At 37.4% G+C, this 16,742-nt stretch carries 13 protein-coding genes, 6 tRNA genes and 1 pseudogene; 2 read left to right on the top strand and 18 right to left on the bottom strand.

All coding sequences use genetic code 11. The annotated features are described in order from the left end of the window. Window positions 1–65 precede the first annotated feature (65 nt). A complete protein-coding gene (locus B3D94_RS01475) occupies window positions 66–965 on the top strand; it encodes a LysR family transcriptional regulator (protein ID WP_291754429.1) in 900 nt (299 codons plus the stop codon). Between the two features lie 215 nt (window positions 966–1,180). Here the strand turns inward: B3D94_RS01475 and B3D94_RS01470 are convergent, their stop codons facing one another. The 18 genes and pseudogenes from B3D94_RS01470 to B3D94_RS01380 form a co-directional block, all read right to left on the bottom strand. Further along, window positions 1,181–1,438, bottom strand: a complete 258-nt coding sequence (locus B3D94_RS01470; RefSeq protein ID WP_143690971.1) for a hypothetical protein — start codon at window positions 1,436–1,438, stop codon at window positions 1,181–1,183. A 28-nt stretch (window positions 1,439–1,466) separates the two neighbouring features. Continuing rightward, entirely contained in the window at window positions 1,467–2,447 is a 981-nt protein-coding gene (locus B3D94_RS01465; protein ID WP_291754427.1) for an NAD(P)H-quinone oxidoreductase, read from the bottom strand. Window positions 2,448–2,601: 154 nt separating this feature from the next. Then, a complete protein-coding gene (locus B3D94_RS01460) occupies window positions 2,602–3,501 on the bottom strand; it encodes a DMT family transporter (protein WP_038190414.1) in 900 nt (299 codons plus the stop codon). 280 nt (window positions 3,502–3,781) lie between these two features. Then, window positions 3,782–4,338: pseudogene (locus B3D94_RS01455) on the bottom strand (IS3 family transposase); the annotation flags it as partial. A gap of 402 nt (window positions 4,339–4,740) precedes the next feature. Then, window positions 4,741–6,543 carry a glutamine--fructose-6-phosphate transaminase (isomerizing) gene (gene glmS / locus B3D94_RS01450; protein ID WP_069483026.1) on the bottom strand — a complete coding sequence of 601 codons (1,803 nt, stop codon included), beginning with the start codon at window positions 6,541–6,543 and terminating at the stop codon, window positions 4,741–4,743. An 833-nt stretch (window positions 6,544–7,376) separates the two neighbouring features. Continuing rightward, a complete protein-coding gene (locus B3D94_RS01440) occupies window positions 7,377–7,892 on the bottom strand; it encodes a type 1 glutamine amidotransferase domain-containing protein (protein WP_069483448.1) in 516 nt (171 codons plus the stop codon). Between the two features lie 130 nt (window positions 7,893–8,022). Next, a complete protein-coding gene (gene glmM / locus B3D94_RS01435; RefSeq protein ID WP_069483027.1) occupies window positions 8,023–9,375 on the bottom strand; it encodes a phosphoglucosamine mutase in 1,353 nt (450 codons plus the stop codon). A 218-nt stretch (window positions 9,376–9,593) separates the two neighbouring features. Next, on the bottom strand, window positions 9,594–10,670 hold the full coding sequence (locus B3D94_RS01430; RefSeq protein ID WP_069483028.1) for a CdaR family protein: 1,077 nt from the start codon (window positions 10,668–10,670) through the stop codon (window positions 9,594–9,596). After that, the gene (cdaA, locus tag B3D94_RS01425; RefSeq protein WP_012296035.1) at window positions 10,663–11,499 is read right to left on the bottom strand and encodes a diadenylate cyclase CdaA; all 837 of its coding nucleotides are present in this window, start codon (window positions 11,497–11,499) and stop codon (window positions 10,663–10,665) included. The genes B3D94_RS01430 and cdaA overlap by 8 nt, the downstream gene beginning before the upstream one ends. 149 nt (window positions 11,500–11,648) lie before the next feature. Then, complete coding sequence (locus tag B3D94_RS01420; RefSeq protein ID WP_069483029.1) at window positions 11,649–12,275, bottom strand: anti-sigma factor family protein; 627 nt, start codon at window positions 12,273–12,275, stop codon at window positions 11,649–11,651. 13 nt (window positions 12,276–12,288) lie between these two features. Then, entirely contained in the window at window positions 12,289–12,852 is a 564-nt protein-coding gene (sigW, locus tag B3D94_RS01415) for an RNA polymerase sigma factor SigW (RefSeq protein WP_004225410.1), read from the bottom strand. Window positions 12,853–12,985: 133 nt separating this feature from the next. Then, window positions 12,986–13,891: an arginase gene (rocF, locus tag B3D94_RS01410; RefSeq protein ID WP_069483030.1), complete on the bottom strand. Its 906-nt coding sequence runs from the start codon at window positions 13,889–13,891 to the stop codon at window positions 12,986–12,988. A 185-nt stretch (window positions 13,892–14,076) separates the two neighbouring features. Beyond that, window positions 14,077–14,149 (bottom strand) — tRNA-Lys (locus B3D94_RS01405). Between the two features lie 12 nt (window positions 14,150–14,161). Continuing rightward, a tRNA-Gln gene (locus tag B3D94_RS01400) sits at window positions 14,162–14,236 on the bottom strand. A gap of 14 nt (window positions 14,237–14,250) precedes the next feature. Further along, window positions 14,251–14,334: transfer RNA gene (locus B3D94_RS01395), tRNA-Tyr, on the bottom strand. Window positions 14,335–14,352: 18 nt separating this feature from the next. Further along, a tRNA-Val gene (locus B3D94_RS01390) sits at window positions 14,353–14,428 on the bottom strand. Window positions 14,429–14,500: 72 nt separating this feature from the next. Continuing rightward, window positions 14,501–14,575: transfer RNA gene (locus B3D94_RS01385), tRNA-Glu, on the bottom strand. Between the two features lie 111 nt (window positions 14,576–14,686). Beyond that, window positions 14,687–14,763, bottom strand: a tRNA-Asn gene (locus B3D94_RS01380). Window positions 14,764–15,029: 266 nt separating this feature from the next. Between B3D94_RS01380 and mbcS the strand changes: the two genes are divergently transcribed. After that, window positions 15,030–16,607, top strand: coding sequence for an acyl-CoA synthetase MbcS (gene mbcS / locus B3D94_RS01375; protein WP_069483031.1), 1,578 nt, complete (start codon window positions 15,030–15,032; stop codon window positions 16,605–16,607). The last annotated feature ends 135 nt before the right edge of the window (window positions 16,608–16,742 follow it).

The raw sequence follows: 16,742 nt of genomic DNA, 5'->3' as shown, positions 1-16,742 counted from the left end.
TAAACACCATTATATATCTATTTAAAGGGATATTCTCTTAACATAGGAGGTATAACTAATTGGTTATGAATATAAATTTGAATAACCTTCAAATATTTTTGAAAGTCGCAGAAAAAATGAATATTACAGAGGCGTCTAAAGAGTTATTTATTTCACAGCCAGCAGTCAGTAAGGCGGTAAAAAATTTAGAGGAATCCCTGAATATTAAATTGTTTAATAGGGATAAGAAAAATGGACTAACGCTCACTGAAGTGGGAAAAGAAATTCTTATATTAGCGAGACAATTGAAAGGTATTGGGAATAAAATATATCAAGTTGCTAATCGGGAAAATAAACTTCTCAGTGGTAAGGTTAAAATTGGCTCTGTTCCTGCTGCATCAACAAATATTCTACCTGAGCCCATCTCATTATTCATGTCGAAATATCCACTTGTAAATATAGAATTAGCAGAAGGAACCTCAAATCAAATAAAAGAATGGGTGAAGGATCGAACTGTTGATATAGGGATTAGTATATCTCCCTTTGATCCATATGAATTTGAAATACTATACCGTGATTATATGGTCGCAATACTTCCTCATAATCATCAATTAAGTCAAGAAAAAATTATTGACCTAGAAAAATATTGTAATGAAATTATTTTTTGCAAAGGAGGACACGAAACCGCCATATCAAACATGTTTCAAAAAAATAATATTGATTTTAAAGAGAATCTAACAGTCCAAAATGTCGAAACTTTAATTACTATGGTGAAAAATAATTTAGGTATAGGTGTTACTTCAAACTTTACACTTTCTTCTGTAGCTCATAATTTACTCGTAAAAGATATTAATCCAAAGATAACTCGTGATATCGGTATAATTGCACACTCATTTGATGAAGTAACACCTGCTACAAAAGAATTTATAAACATCATGAATCAATTTCATAAATCTGAAACTTTTTCTGATCAAGATATTAACTAAAAAGTAAAAATGCAACAAACAGGAAAGGGTTTTAACGAAGGAAATCAAGTTAAGAAGAAAACGCGTGGAAACCCACGCGTTTTCTTCTTTGAACACCTTTCCACAGATTCCTATTTAGACCTTTCCTTGTAATCAGGCAAAGGAACCCCACAAGACCCCGGGGACGGCTCCGTTATTCCAAGGTTCGATTGGCAGCGAGTCTCCGCTCCCTCACTCTATTCACGCTCGATTTTCACTTCGAAAAAGCAGTTAAAATCCGCATCAAACTTGATCGGATTGAGGGAATTAGTTTTACCGAAGGGAGCACACTTATACATAGGCCAATGTTCCATGCGACGACCTCCGGTTGTGGTTCTTGTTTCGCGGAAATTTGTGTTTTCTCCGGCTGCAAAATAACTGGAGGGTACTTCTGTACCTCCCCAGGTCATTTTTTCCTCCGCGAGCCTTAGATTTGTAAATGGTTTGTTTGTCAAATTTTTTTTGCTCCCAAACCTTGGAAAGTTACTCCTTAACTTTAAGTATAATTTTCCCAATATTCTGATTCTCTTCCATATGCGTGTGAGCTTTTCCTACCGTTTCGATAGAAAACGTCGTGTCAATAATAGGCCTTATTTCTCCGCGTTCTAAATAAGGTGTTACGATTTCAGCAAAGTCATGGGTTAAAAGAGCTTTGTATTCATCACTTCTTGGGGTTAGTAATGTCCCTGTTAATTGGATGCACTTTGACATCAAGGTAAATAGGTCTATCTTTTCCAATTCACTTCCGCCCAGTATACCAATAAGGACCCACCGACCTTCTACTTTAATGCTTGCGAGGTTTTTCTCCCAATAATCAGCGCCGATAAAGTCTAAAATCAAGTCTACACCCCTACCATTAGTGGCTTTTAGTATCTCTTCGTCGAATGACTGCTCCTTGTAATTTATAAGTACATCAGCACCAAGTTCTTGGCAGAAGGCAAGCTTTCTTTTAGAACCAGCAGTAACGATAATCTTCGCGTCGCAAAGTTTTTTTGCCAGTTGAATAGCTGCTGTCCCAACTCCACTTGCACCTGCATGAATTAGGACGGTTTCTTGTTTTTGAAGCTTACCGATCCAAAATAACGTTTGGTAAGCAGTTAGGAATACTTCAGGAATAGCGGCCGCTTCTTCAAACGATAAAGACTTAGGAATTTTCATAGCCCGATTAGCTGGCATGGCTACATACTCACCGTAACCACCGCCGTTGACGAGACCCATTACCCTATCACCTATAGAAAATGAACTCTCACCGTTGACTTGGACCACTGTACCAGCAATTTCAATGCCTAAGATAGGATTTGTTAAATATCCCATTTTCCCTTCACGCGTTAATATATCTGTGCGATTTACCGCTGCTGCATGAACTCTTATAAGCAATTCTCCCTCTCCAGGTTGGGGATTTGGTAGGTCAACAAGTTCAAGTTGATTTGGACCACCTGCTTTTTTTACTATAACACCTTTCATATTAACATCTCCCTTTAGCTCTTGAATTAAGCGATTTTTAGTTCTTGTTTTCACTTTATCTACCCATTTATCTTTCCCTTCTTCAATTCGAATTGAAATTTTAAAAGTAAGAATTTATATATATATTAGTAATGTGTGGTGATAGCTAACATTTTCAAGACACTTTTTTTAGTTTTTTTATTGAAGTTCTTTTAAACCTATAGGTATTCATAAAAATGCTAGTACATATAAAAAATGCTCCGATAATAATATTAAATGTTATCTTCTCCCCAAGTTGTAGCCATCCGAATATAAGACCTAAAATAGGAACAAACATTAATGCCATAGATGCTTTCGAAGCATCCATTTTATTTAGTACCCAATACCAAACTACAAATGTAAAGGCAGTAGAAAATAAACCATTAAATAATGTTGATAAAATTGCTTCATTAGACCACTGGATTGAAGGGTTTGGTTCTAATATTAAAGAGAGAATGAATAAAAATATTGCTCCCATAATAAGTTGCCAGGCAGTCATATGAATGATGTCTTTATTTTTGGAGTTTAGTTTGTTATAAACATTTGCTGATGCCCAACTAAAAGCCGAAATTAATAATAATAACTCTCCAAATACTACTTTTTTATCGAAATTAATAAATTCTATTCCTAAAATAAATAAAAGGCCGATTAGACCAAATATCAATCCAATCATTTTATACATATTAATTTTATCATTTAATTTAAAATGACTAATAATGGTGACAAATATAGGCATTGTGTACACCAAAACAGAAGATTTCCCTGAATCTACAAATTGCATACCATAAGTCATTATTCCCATATAGCCTAAAGGCATTAATAAGCTCATTACCAGATAGGTTTTAAAATTACCTTTACCTATAGAGAGCCTTTTTCTTTGTACTAGGAGGATGATAAATAAAGCAATCGCCCCTATTAATAAACGCAAAGAGGTAAATAAAAATGGGGGTATGTCACTTATGGCTATTTTCATTGTAACCCATGTATATCCCCAAATGAGAGTAACAGAAGTAATGCCTAACAGAACTTTAATCATAATAAAAGCCTCCGCGTTATTATTTTTAATATGTCATTAATAGTATGTTACATCCGTTCATTACTGAAATATATTTTTCACATAAGGTATATAACTAAATGGTTATGACGTATCTCAAATAGGAATAGAAGGGTATCATTATCAATAAAAACTTTTAATTAGCCCATTAAATGCTTTAATGATGTATATTGGGTACAAAAATGAGAGTCAAATGGAAAAGGCTTTACTCAAAATAGATAAATAAGAAAAGGACCAGGAGAGCATTCTGAACTGCACCCCGTCAAGTAGACAGTGGAAATAATAAAAAATGTATTAAGCGGCTTGTCCTGAATTCTAACGGACTCAAGCCGCTTAATCTTTTCTGATAACGATAGTAATTATAAAAATGAATATAATCATCAATCGCTAGTTTTAACTCTTATATGAATCGTACTTATGTAAATAATATTTCTCACACTTCAATGTGCCCCAAAATGATTCAATTGGTCCGTTATCAATACATCGACCAATACGGGACATACTCTGTGTCATATTGGCAGTTTCCACAATTCGCTTAAATTCCTTTGATGTATATTGAAAACCTCGATCACTATGTATTAATGGCTGTTCGCCTGATTGTAATGATTGAATAGCTGATTTTATTGTTTTGAAAACAAGGGAATTATTATTCGAATGACCGAACACATAACTCACAATTGAACCATCATATAAATCGATAATTGCACTTAAATAAGCTTTTTTCCCATTTCCATACTTAAACTCTGTGACATCTGTACACCATTTTTCATTGGGCTTTTTCGATGTAAATGCTCTATTTAATACGTTCTCCGCCACATGATGTTTGGAGTGTATGAACACATATGGGTTTAATTATATAGTTCTGGTTCCTATTAAGCGTGGTTTTGGGAGGTTTTTAATCATTGTAAGGTAACCTTTCATAAAAGAATGTTATTCAATAATATGGCCCGATTATTGAATGAGGTTGTATGATCAATCTCTTCAGAGTAATTGTATATATATTTTGTGTCCCATAATAATAACCGTAAAAAAAACCTTGATACAGCAACACACTGTACCAAGGTTTGTATTTCATAGTTATAATCACTCATGTATTCTGTTTAAGAAATCAGTATACAACTTTTTTGTCCAGTATAAGACTTTATTGTAAAGTATACAACTTTTTTGTCTAGTATACATCTTTATTGTAATTCAACAGAATTTTTTTTCCCGAATGAATAATTACTCAACTGTCACCGATTTAGCTAAGTTACGTGGTTTATCCACATCACAACGACGGTGAAGTGCAGCATAGTAGCTGATTAACTGTAATGGCACTACTGAAACAAGTGGCGTTAGTAATTCGTGAACGTGTGGAATGACTAAACGGTCTCCATCCTCATCGATACCAGCCATCGCAATAATACATGGATATGCACCACGCGCAGCAACTTCTTTCACATTACCACGGATGTTTAGCCCAACTGATGCTTGTGTAACAAGTGCAAATACTGGTGTACCTTCTTCAATTAAAGCAATTGTTCCATGTTTAAGCTCACCGCCAGCAAAGCCTTCTGCTTGGATGTAAGAGATTTCTTTTAGTTTTAAGGCCCCTTCAAGGCTCACGTAGAAGTCCATATTACGGCCAATGAAGAATGCGTTACGCGCGATTTTTAAGTAGTCTTCTGCGATGTCTTCTAATACATCTTTTGAGTCAATAATTGTTTGGATACCGTTTGCGGCAATCGCAAGCTCTTGTTTTAAATCAAATTCTAAGCCTGTGCCATTTGCTTTTGCTGTTACATAGGCTGCTAAAGAAAGGACAGCTACTTGCGCCACATATGCTTTTGTAGAAGCTACCGCAATTTCCGGACCTGCATGTAATAACAATGTGTGATCAGCTTCTCGTGATAGAGTTGAGCCAGGAACATTTGTAATCGTTAATGTTGGGTAGCCAAGCTCTTTAATTTTCACCAGTACCTGACGGCTATCTGCTGTTTCACCTGATTGTGTAATAAAGATAAATAAAGGTCTTTCTGAAAGTAATGGCATATTATAGCCAAATTCACTAGAGATATGAACTTCTACAGGGATACCAGCCATTTTTTCGAAATACTGTTTACCGATGAGACCTGCATGATAGCTTGTGCCCGCCGCAATAATATATAAACGATCTGCAGCTCGCAATGCTTCTAAGATTTCTGTATCTATTGTTAGATCGCCATTTTCACCCTCATACGCTTGAATAATTTTGCGAATGACTGTAGGCTGCTCATCCATTTCTTTTAACATATAATGAGGATATGTCCCCTTTTCAATATCGCTCATATCAAGCTCTGCTGTATATGGTGCACGTTCAACTACAGAACCATCTAGTTTTGTAATTTCAACGCTAGCCTTGTGTACAATTACAACCTCTTTGTCGTGAAGCTCTACATATTGATCTGTCACTTGTAGCATAGCCATTGCATCCGAAGCAACAACATTGAAGCCTTCACCAATTCCAACTAAAAGTGGAGATTTATTTTTCGCTACAAAGATTGTATCAGCGGCTTCTGCATCTAATAGTGCAAGCGCATATGAACCATGTAGTAAAGATAACGTTTTACGGAAAGCATCTGCTGTGTTTAAACCTTCTTTTACAAACAACTCTACTAATTGCACGATAACCTCTGTATCTGTATCAGATTTCATTGGAATGCCTTTTAAATATGTTTTTTGTAATAGATGATAGTTTTCAATGACCCCATTATGCACAAGCGTAAAACGCCCTGATGCACTTTGATGCGGATGAGCATTTAAACGATTTGGTACTCCATGTGTAGCCCAACGTGTATGACCAATACCAATTTTCGCAGCAACATCTTCATCTACCGCCCCTCGTAAATCTGCGATACGTCCTTTTTCTTTAAAAACAGTTACGCCTTCCTCATTACGGACTGCAATACCTGCTGAATCATAACCACGGTATTCTAGTTTCTCTAAACCTTTTAATAAAATTTCCTTTGCATCTGATTCACCAATATATCCTACAATTCCACACATAAATTCTCGTCCTCCGATATTGTCAATTTAACGCAATGTCAAAGTAGACCTCATCTATCGAAATCATTGAATGGCCAAGCATGCTTTATTTTTATATAAAATAAAGCATTCCTGTTCATGCAATCAAATCATTCAGCCATCTGAATGGGCATTCGATATGTGAAGTTTTCTTCTATTCATCTATTGCTTTACGATACCTTTTCCACTTCCTGTACATTCAATCGCTCAAATGCTTTCAAAATGAAAAATGACAATCGGGTATGTCGATCGGGAGGTATCCGCCGAATTTTCGATAAACCTCCACCTCGTCTGCTGAAGATCCATTTCGTCCAATTTCTTCAGCTCAGGCGCTATAATTGTTCTCCGATTTTACGCTCTCTTTCCTCCTTTTGCGTTCGTTAAAGAACAAGGTCGGACCTCGTCTTCAACTTCTCCATCATACTCAATCATATGCTATCCGTCAAACTTTCGTTATAAAAAATACCTAGTACCCTTGCTTTTTCGTGACAAATATGTAGACGAACAATTGCTAGTGGTTGTAAAACCTTGACAAACACACTACTTAGCATTACTTAGTACTAATTGTTTTGGTTGGCGGGGGTGAATTTGTGGAGAATTTGAGCGAAATGCTCAAAGGCTTTTTAGAGTGAATTGTTTTAGAAATCATTAGTCGTGGCGAAATTTATGGATATAAAATTGTCAAACGACTTAAGAATATAGGCTTTGAGGATATCGCAGAAGGGACATCAACCTTGGTCAAATCACAAATGAGCTCATCGCATTATACAAAAGATAGCAAAAGGCACAAGCCAAAACTGCTTGTGCCCTTTTTATTATTTACTAGCTAATAAATTTACTATTTCTCTATTAAAGGCAGGTAGGTCATCTGGTGTTCTACTTGTTACTAGTTGCTTTTGACAGACGAATACTTCTTCATCGTGGAATTTTGCCCCTGCATTTTCTAAATCTACTTGAATGGATTTATAACCCGTGGCGTCACGACCATTTAGTGTTTTTGCCGTAATTAGTAGCTGCGGTCCATGACAAATGGCAAAGGTTGGTTTCATGTCATCCATAAAGGATTTCACAAACGACACTACACGATCATCGGCGCGTAAAATATCTGGAGAAAAACCACCAGGTATAAACAGTGCATCAAAATCAGTCGCTTTTACCTCATCAATGCCTTTATCAATTTTTACTGTTTCCCCATGTTTTCCTTTTACTTCTTTTCCTGCCTCTGTATCAATTGTTACTAGCTGATGTCCAGCCGCTTCTAAAGCTTCTTTAGGACTTGTAAATTCACTATCCTCGAACATATCGGTAATAACTGTAGCAATTTTAGCCATATCCATCAAACACTCCTTGTTATTGTGACTCCTTTTTACTGTTCCCCATCTTTTCTATTTCAAACATCCTTTTCAAACAAGAAAAACTCGATTTCCTAAAAACGGAAATCGAGTTAAGTTTCTATATTTACTATTCTGTTAAGCCCATTTCTGCACGTACAACATCTGCAATACGCTCAACAAAACGTGCACAATCTGTTTCTGTAGCAGCTTCCACCATTACACGGACAAGCGGCTCAGTACCTGAAGGACGTACTAATACACGGCCATTTCCTGCCATTTCAGCTTCTACCTCTGCAATCACAGTCGCCACGTTCGTATTTTCAGTCACCGCATGCTTGTCTGTTACACGAACATTGACAAGACGCTGAGGATAGATTTTCATTTCAGCAGCAAGCTCTGACAGCTTCTTACCTGTTGCTTTCATAATGTCGACAAGCTGAATACCTGTTAGTAGACCATCGCCTGTTGTATTAAAATCTAAGAAAACAATATGCCCTGATTGTTCGCCACCTAAATTGTAATCATTAGCACGCATTTCCTCTACAACATAACGATCTCCTACTGCCGTTTGTATACTTTGCATACCGTTATCTTCGACAGCCTTATAGAAGCCCATATTGCTCATAACAGTTGAAACAATTGTTTGCTTCTTTAAACGACCAACTGCATTTAAATACTTTCCAATAATAAACATAATTTGATCGCCGTCAACAATTTTACCGTTCTCATCTACAGCAATTAAACGGTCACCGTCCCCATCAAATGCTAGACCAACATCTGCATTCTTTTCCAATACAAACTTAGCTAGTCCCTCAGGATGCGTTGAACCTACACCATCATTAATATTTAGACCAGTTGGAGAAGCACCCATTGTAGAAATGTCAGCCTCTAGATCCGCAAAAAGATGCGTCGCTAATGAGGAGGTAGCACCATGTGCACAGTCTAATGCTACATGGATACCATCAAATTCTTCATCAACTGTTTGTTTTAAGTATTGAATATACTTTTGTCCGCCTTCGAAATAGTCACTTACAGATCCTAAATCTGCTCCTATTGGACGTGGTAAAGTATCGTCTTGAGCATCAAGTAAAACTTCAATTTCCTCTTCTTGTGCATCTGTTAGCTTAAAGCCATCTGGACCGAAGAATTTAATGCCGTTGTCTGCTACTGGGTTATGCGAAGCTGAAATCATGACGCCTGCATCTGCGCTCATAATGCGAGTAAGGTATGCCACACCAGGTGTTGAAATAATTCCAAGACGCATTACTTCTACCCCAATAGATAAAAGACCAGCAACAAGTGCACCTTCTAGCATCTCGCCTGAAATACGTGTGTCACGACCAATTAAAACCTTAGGACGGTCAGTTGCATCCTTCGTTAAAACATAGCCACCTATACGGCCAAGTTTAAATGCAAATTCCGGTGTTAGTTCACTATTGGCGACGCCACGGACGCCATCTGTTCCAAAATATTTACCCATTCTACTTATTCTCTCCTTCAATGCAAGACTGTGTCATATTCATCAATAGACACTTGTCCGCTTACTTTTGGAAAAGTCTGCTTTTATTCATTCATTGGTAATTTTTAATACTCCACTCAGTTAGTTTGTTGGGTGAATATATTACGATCTATCCACCAAAACAAACTCCGGTTGGATTTTTGATTTAGAATCAAAATAAAATTATAGTCAGATATTGTTTAAGAATCAATATCTTCCGTTTCTTCGGTTGGCGTATTTTTATCAGTAGTTGTACTGTCATCCTTCACATCAGTTTCTTCAGTTGGAGGTGGCGTTTCCTCTGTAGAAGCTGGTGTTTTCTGCTCTTCTTGTTTCTCCACTTGTGTAATATCTGCCTTCACTTTTATTTTTTTATCAGATATTTTTGTCACACCATCTGGTAATTTTACATCAATTTCATAAGTTTTTGACTCTGTAATTTTTGACAGGTCCACTGTTATTGGAATTTCTGTTAAACCATCAATAATCGATTTTCTGCCATATACTTTAATCATTTTTGGCGTAAATGTTAAAGAATTGATCGTTATATCTTCCAAGGCTTGCCCTGTTTCTCTCATAACAACTGGGAGTTCCCGACTATATTCCCCAATATCTACTTGAACATTAACAGTATCAGGTTCAATTGTCACATCAAGCTTATTTAAGTCTCGATCTAATACTTTTACTGCCGCGTCCTGTGAGAAGGATTGCTTCAAGCCTGGCTCTCCAGCAACAGTTGCTTTTACATAGCTGATGCTTTCAATAGCACTTTTTGCACCTGTCACGTAAACAGTCGGTGGATCAGCTACCATATCCTTCAAAATATACCCTTCTTCGATTAGTCGAGTATTCATTTCAGGGTCCACTCGGAACTCTTTTGTGACCTTTTCCTCAATATTTACATGAATAGTTGCAGGGTCTAATGTAACCTTTAGCTTATCAGAAATATTTTCGTATTGTAGCTTTACATCATGCTCGCCAATCAATAGATTACTTAAATCAACAAATACGGAGAAATCCTTTGTCGCTCTTGTTTTTATAACAACAGGCATTGGCCCTTTTATCTTAACATCTACTGTTTCAGGTAAACCTGTTACAATCAGATTCTCATTATCATAATAAACATCTACTGGCACATCACGAATAATATCAGTCTGTTCAGTAGTGGTTGTTGTATTGATTGGAGATAGCTCGGTACGAACTGAGAAAAAAAGCAAAAATGCTAAAAATAGTGCGATGATTCTTAATACCCAAGGGCTATCCATCATTTTATCCATTCTTTTTCCCCCTCCAAGTTAACTTAGAGGCTGCATTTGACTCTTGTGCTGATCCGAACCACATTTTTCGTAATAGTGTCTCGAACTCCTCTAGAGAAAGATTACGATGGAGATTACCATTCAACGTAATACTAATAGCGCCTGTTTCTTCTGAGACAACGATTGTAATCGCATCCGTAACTTCACTTAAGCCAAGTGCAGCACGGTGGCGTGTCCCTAACTCTTTTGAAATAAATGGACTTTCAGATAGAGGTAAATAACAAGCTGCTGCTGTAACTTTATCTCTTTGCATAATAACCGCCCCATCATGTAGTGGCGTATTCGGTATAAAGATATTAATTAGCAATTCTGAAGAAATTTCAGCATTTAGACCTATACCTGTTTCAATATATTCGTTAAGACCTGTTTCTTTTTCAATTGAAATTAACGCACCTATTCGACGTTTAGCCATATAACTTACAGATTTTTTCATAGCCTCTATAAGCCTTGTTTGCTCCTCGTCTTCTTGACTAGACGATCGTTGGAAAAGTTTACCTCTACCAATTTGTTCTAAGCCTCGTCTGATTTCAGGCTGGAAAATAATAATAATAGCCAAGAAACCAAATTCAATGACCTGCTGTAACATCCAGCCTAACGTTTGTAACCCTAAAAGGTCTGTTGCAATTCGTGCAATAATAATGACGAAAATTCCCTTAAGTAATTGGACAGCCTTCGTACCTTTAATGAGGGTTAAGACCTTATAAACGACGTACCAAACTAGCAGTACATCGATGAAGTTAATAACAATATTCACAGGCGTTAAATCTGTGAAATGTTCAATAATTTGCACGTGGCATCCCCCACTTTTCATTACGAATCCATACACATTCAAGTATAGCACATTCTTATCAAATGTAACTTTTTTCAAATAAAAAGTCTACTCAGAAGAGTAGACCTTTCAGCCTCTCACGTGCACTATTTTTTAGGACGTATAGAGTGTTATTTAGTTTCTTCCTTTTCATCAAATGTCATGGCTGATTTTACTGAGTTTTTAATTGTATACCATAACCATTCAAATACTTCGTCAATTTCTTCAATTCTTCCTGAAACTACCGCTGTAGATGCCATGTATTGCCCGTTTATGACTGTGACGTTACCATCAACTTCTCCTTCAACAACCAAATCGCCATTTTTCACCACAATATCGCCCTTTACAACTTCTCCTTCAGGTACGATAACCGTTTGACCATCCACAACTAAATTGGGCTGCTTGGTCACAGAGAAATGCTGGTCATCCATAAAGCTACCGAGCAAGGTAGCACTCATAAATAAACAAAATACTGCTGCTGCCACAAAAAATGGATGTCGGCGTATCCACTTTTGTATGCCTACTCGACTTTTTGGTTTTGGTAAACGAGCCATTACTGCTGCTTCAAAATCCGGAGGCGCTGTAATATGGGAAGCACTCTTCACAAAGGCGATTGTTTCACTCAATTCATGCATCAACTGTTTACAATCATTACATGTATGCAAGTGTTGCTTTAACTCTTGCTCATGCTCACGACTAATGTCACCGTCTAAATAATCATGCATATAATCAATAATATGCTCTGGACAAGTATTCATGACGCTCCCCCTCCTACAGATTGTTTAACTGCTTACGTAATGCCTCACGTCCGCGGTGAATTCTCGTTTTCACCGTTCCAAGCGGCATATCTAAAATCTCGCTAATCTCTTGCAACGATAACTCTTCTATATATTTCAATACTATAACCGAACGGTATTTATCCGGCAAACGTCCAATTTCGTATTGAATGCGATCTTGCAGCTCCATTTGCTCTAACTGCTCCTCTGGTAGCTGGTCGTCTGCTGCGATTTGTGAATACATATCAAGCCCTTCTGTACCAGCTACTTCTGCATCTAAATAATAATCCGGTTTCTTTTTCCGAATACGATCTATACAGAGGTTTGTCGCTATGCGATAAAGCCACGTCGAAAACTTTCTTTTCTGATCAAAAGTATGCAAATTCATATATGCCCGAACAAAAGCTTCCTGAGCAATATCTTCAGATTCTTGTTTGTTACCTAACATTCGATAGCATACTTGGTACAGTTTGTGCTGATAGAGACTCACAATATCGGCAAATGCGTTTTGATCGCCTTTAAGCACTTGTTTTATTCTCTTATTTACTAACGCATCCATTGTGTTGACTTCTCCACCTTTACAACTGTCTTATACTATACGACCCACCGATAAGAAAAGTTTCGTTTTATTTCAATTATAGCAAAAGATTTTTATGCAATGTGGCTACAGGCAATTTTTTGAAAATTTTTCTTTAAACTAAAGTTTCTCCAAATAATGATCCCATTAAAGCAACAGCTACATTTGCTGTTGTATTTTTCTCGTCTAATATCGGATTAACTTCTACAAACTCTGCTGAAGTTAACATTCCAGATTCTTGTAACATTTCCATCGCTAAATGACTTTCTCGATACGTAATTCCGCCTGGCACTGGTGTTCCAACCCCTGGTGTATAAAGAGGGTCAAGTCCATCTAAATCAAGCGATAGGTGTAATCCATCAACATTGCGCTCTTTTAAATAGGCAAGTGCATCTTCCATAACACGCGTCATGCCAAGTCGGTCAATTTCATGCATAGTGTACACTTTAATTCCTTGTTCACGAATCAAATCACGCTCACCTGGATCTACAGAACGAGCTCCGATAATAATAACGTTTTCTGGCTTAATTTTTGGCACATTATTACGAATTTGAACTAAACGTTCATGTCCAAGCCCAATACTAACTGCTAAAGGCATTCCATGTATGTTGCCTGAAGGTGTAGTTTCAGGTGTATTTAAATCTGCATGTGCATCATACCAAATAACACCTAGATTTTTATAATGTTCTCCTAATCCTGCAAGTGTCCCAATAGCAATACTATGGTCTCCACCAAATACAAGTGGGAATTTTTTTTGTTCGACTACATCATGTACGCTATTAGCTAAAGCCGTACTAACTTCTACTACTTCCTCTAAATTCAATAACTTTTCATCTACTGCCGCGTTTGCATGCTTTTGACTAACACGAATATCCCCTTGATCTTGTACCTCATGTCCAATACTGGCTAAACGTTCAACAACGCCTGCATAACGAATAGCACTTGGTCCCATATCTACACCTCGGCGTGTTTGTCCGTAATCTGTTGGTACTCCAATAATAGAAATATTAAGTTTATTCATGTTTTTATACCCCCTAAAAGTTATAAGACTATTGTAAAGCCTACTTACTACTTGGCTCAACTCAACATAAATGTGCATATTTATTCAATTACAAATAGCATAAAAAAATCTCCTACTGTTTTCAGTAAGAGATTAGTTATCTGTATTTATTATATCACTTTTGAATATATTTTATTCTATAAAAGTGAGCCATGAAGGACTCGAACCTTCGACCCTCTGATTAAAAGTCAGATGCTCTACCAACTGAGCTAATGGCTCATAAAAGAAAAATGGCTGGGGTACTAGGATTCGAACCTAGGCATGACGGAATCAAAATCCGTTGCCTTACCGCTTGGCTATACCCCAATCATTTATAAAACTGGTGGAGGGGGACGGATTCGAACCGCCGAACCCTAAGGAGCGGATTTACAGTCCGCCGCGTTTAGCCACTTCGCTACCCCTCCGAAATAACACAAGAATAATGGTGGAGGATGACGGGCTCGAACCGCCGACCCTCTGCTTGTAAGGCAGATGCTCTCCCAGCTGAGCTAATCCTCCATAGAAACAGGTGTGTTATATCACAGTTTATTTTCTTCTTAAAGCCTGTACATCATGATGATGTATTTTAAATGGTGACCCCTACGGGATTCGAACCCGTGTTACCGCCGTGAAAGGGCGGTGTCTTAACCACTTGACCAAGGGGCCAAACTTATGTCTTAAACAAGACAAGAATTATAATAACACTATTTCTACATTCTTGCAACACTTTTCTACATTTTTTTATGTATAAAACCATCTTAAAAATGAGCAAAAAAATGGCTCCGAAGGCAGGACTCGAACCTGCGACAACCTGATTAACAGTCAGGTGCTACTACCAACTGAGCTACTTCGGAACAATATTATTCAAATCGATCTTAGATGACCTCTTAAGTACATTTATTATTATAGCAAGCATTCGAAATAATGCAACACATTTGTGTAAAATATTATATTTTTTTGTCGAGGCCTTCTTGAATTTTACTTAGAAACCATAATAGTTCTCTATTAAATCTAAAATTTCTATTTTGTGTATTAAATATTCTTGCTGTATATTATTGCAATTGTTAAAATAAAAATAGTTTTATGAATTTTCTATCATTTTAGGGGGAGGAATGTTCAAATGGTAATAGAGGATTTAATTGCACCGGATGTTTATAACATCACAGAGGAATTAGAAAAGTTTTCGCAAGATAGTGAACGCCAAGCCATACGTTGGTTAAATACACAAGAAGAGAGACAAACCGTTACTTACGTAGAACTTGTTCAAAAAATGAATCAATACGCTAATGCCTTTACGAAGAAAGGGCTTCAAAAAGGTGATCGTGTATTAGTTATTATTCCTCGTCTACCAGAGGCCTATTTTGTCTTCCTAGGCTGTTTAAAAGCGGGTATTGTTCCTATTTCCTGTTCAGAAATGTTACGTGCAAGTGATTTAGAGTATCGTATGGAGCATTCTTCTGCTAGTGCTGTTATCGCATATGAAGTATTCACTAATGAAGTAGACAAAATTTCGCCTTCTGTAGATGCTTTAAAAAACAAAATGGTCATCGGAACAGCTACAGGAGATTGGTCTTCTTTAAATGAATTGGCTAGCTCTCAGCCAAATACATTTACTGCTGTTGCTACTAAACGTGATGACATGGCGTTCCTTTCTTATACTTCTGGAACAACAGGCAAGCCTAAAGGTGTCGTTCATTCTCATGGCTGGGGCTACGCGCATATTCGAACAGCGGCTGCACAGTGGCTTTGTGTACGTGAAGGAGACTTAGTATGGGCAACTGCAGCTCCAGGCTGGCAAAAATGGATTTGGAGTCCGTTCCTCTCTACCATTATGTTGGGAGCAACTGCTTTTGTTTATCATGGTGGGTTTGATGCAAAAACATATCTTCAGCTGTTGCAGAATGAAAAAGTTAATGTTCTTTGCTGCACACCAACTGAATATCGTATTATGGCGAAACTTGAGAATTTAAATGACTATAATCTATCATCTCTTCGTAGCGCTGTCTCTGCTGGTGAGCCATTAAATAGACCGGTCATTGAAACATTTAACAATCACTTTGGTCTAAAAGTCCGCGATGGTTATGGTCAAACTGAAAATACATTACTCATTGGTACTTTGGAAAATACGGAGCTACGACCTGGTTCCATGGGTGTCCCAACTCCAGGTAATATTGTCCGTATTATCGACAATGAAGGCAATGAGGCACCTGTTGGCGAGGTTGGCGATATTGCCATACACAAATCATCACCAGCCTTGTTTAAAGAGTATTATCGTGAGCCTGAGCGCACACAAGCGGCATTCCGAGGTGAATGGTACATTACAGGGGATCAAGCAAAATGTGATGAAGATGGTTACTTCTGGTTTGAAGGTCGGGGCGACGATATTATTATCTCATCTGGTTACACTATTGGCCCATTTGAAGTGGAAGATGCCTTAAACAAACATGATGCTGTACAAGAGTGTGCGGTTGTGGCTGCTCCAGATGAAATTAGAGGACATATTGTCAAAGCCTACGTAATCTTACGGGATGGCTATAAGGGACACAATGAAGAAGAACTAATCAAGGAGCTACAGGAGCATGTAAAAGCACTGACAGCGCCTTATAAATATCCTCGTAGTATTGTCTTTATCAATGAGTTACCAAAAACAACATCTGGGAAAATTCGTCGTATCGAACTACGAGCAGCAACTGTTTAAAATAGTAAGGAGGCATTTCATTCAAAGAAATGCCTCCTTTTTTATCTACTTTTTGGAATTTTAGACAGAAAAAAAGCCACTACTGAGTGTATCAGTAGCGACTTTTTGCGCCTAGCGACGTCCTACTCTCACAGG

This window comes from Lysinibacillus sp. UBA5990, assembly GCF_002429815.1.
Taxonomy (GTDB): Bacteria; Bacillota; Bacilli; order Bacillales_A; family Planococcaceae; genus Lysinibacillus; species Lysinibacillus fusiformis.
Note: the sequence above shows the minus strand (reverse complement) of the source record. Positions and strands in the feature narration are given on the sequence as shown.

Bases quoted from the DNA above. Each gene is read 5' to 3' on its own strand.
- B3D94_RS01475 (WP_291754429.1), top strand. From the start codon at position 66: ATGAATATAAATTTGAATAACCTTCAAATATTTTTGAAAGTCGCAGAA.
- B3D94_RS01465 (WP_291754427.1), bottom strand. From the start codon at position 2,447: ATGAAAGGTGTTATAGTAAAAAAAGCAGGTGGTCCAAATCAACTTGAA.
- B3D94_RS01460 (WP_038190414.1), bottom strand. From the start codon at position 3,501: ATGATTAAAGTTCTGTTAGGCATTACTTCTGTTACTCTCATTTGGGGA.
- glmS (WP_069483026.1), bottom strand. From the start codon at position 6,543: ATGTGTGGAATTGTAGGATATATTGGTGAATCAGATGCAAAGGAAATT.
- B3D94_RS01440 (WP_069483448.1), bottom strand. From the start codon at position 7,892: ATGGCTAAAATTGCTACAGTTATTACCGATATGTTCGAGGATAGTGAA.
- glmM (WP_069483027.1), bottom strand. From the start codon at position 9,375: ATGGGTAAATATTTTGGAACAGATGGCGTCCGTGGCGTCGCCAATAGT.
- B3D94_RS01430 (WP_069483028.1), bottom strand. From the start codon at position 10,670: ATGGATAAAATGATGGATAGCCCTTGGGTATTAAGAATCATCGCACTA.
- B3D94_RS01420 (WP_069483029.1), bottom strand. From the start codon at position 12,275: ATGAATACTTGTCCAGAGCATATTATTGATTATATGCATGATTATTTA.
- sigW (WP_004225410.1), bottom strand. From the start codon at position 12,852: ATGGATGCGTTAGTAAATAAGAGAATAAAACAAGTGCTTAAAGGCGAT.
- rocF (WP_069483030.1), bottom strand. From the start codon at position 13,891: ATGAATAAACTTAATATTTCTATTATTGGAGTACCAACAGATTACGGA.
- mbcS (WP_069483031.1), top strand. From the start codon at position 15,030: ATGGTAATAGAGGATTTAATTGCACCGGATGTTTATAACATCACAGAG.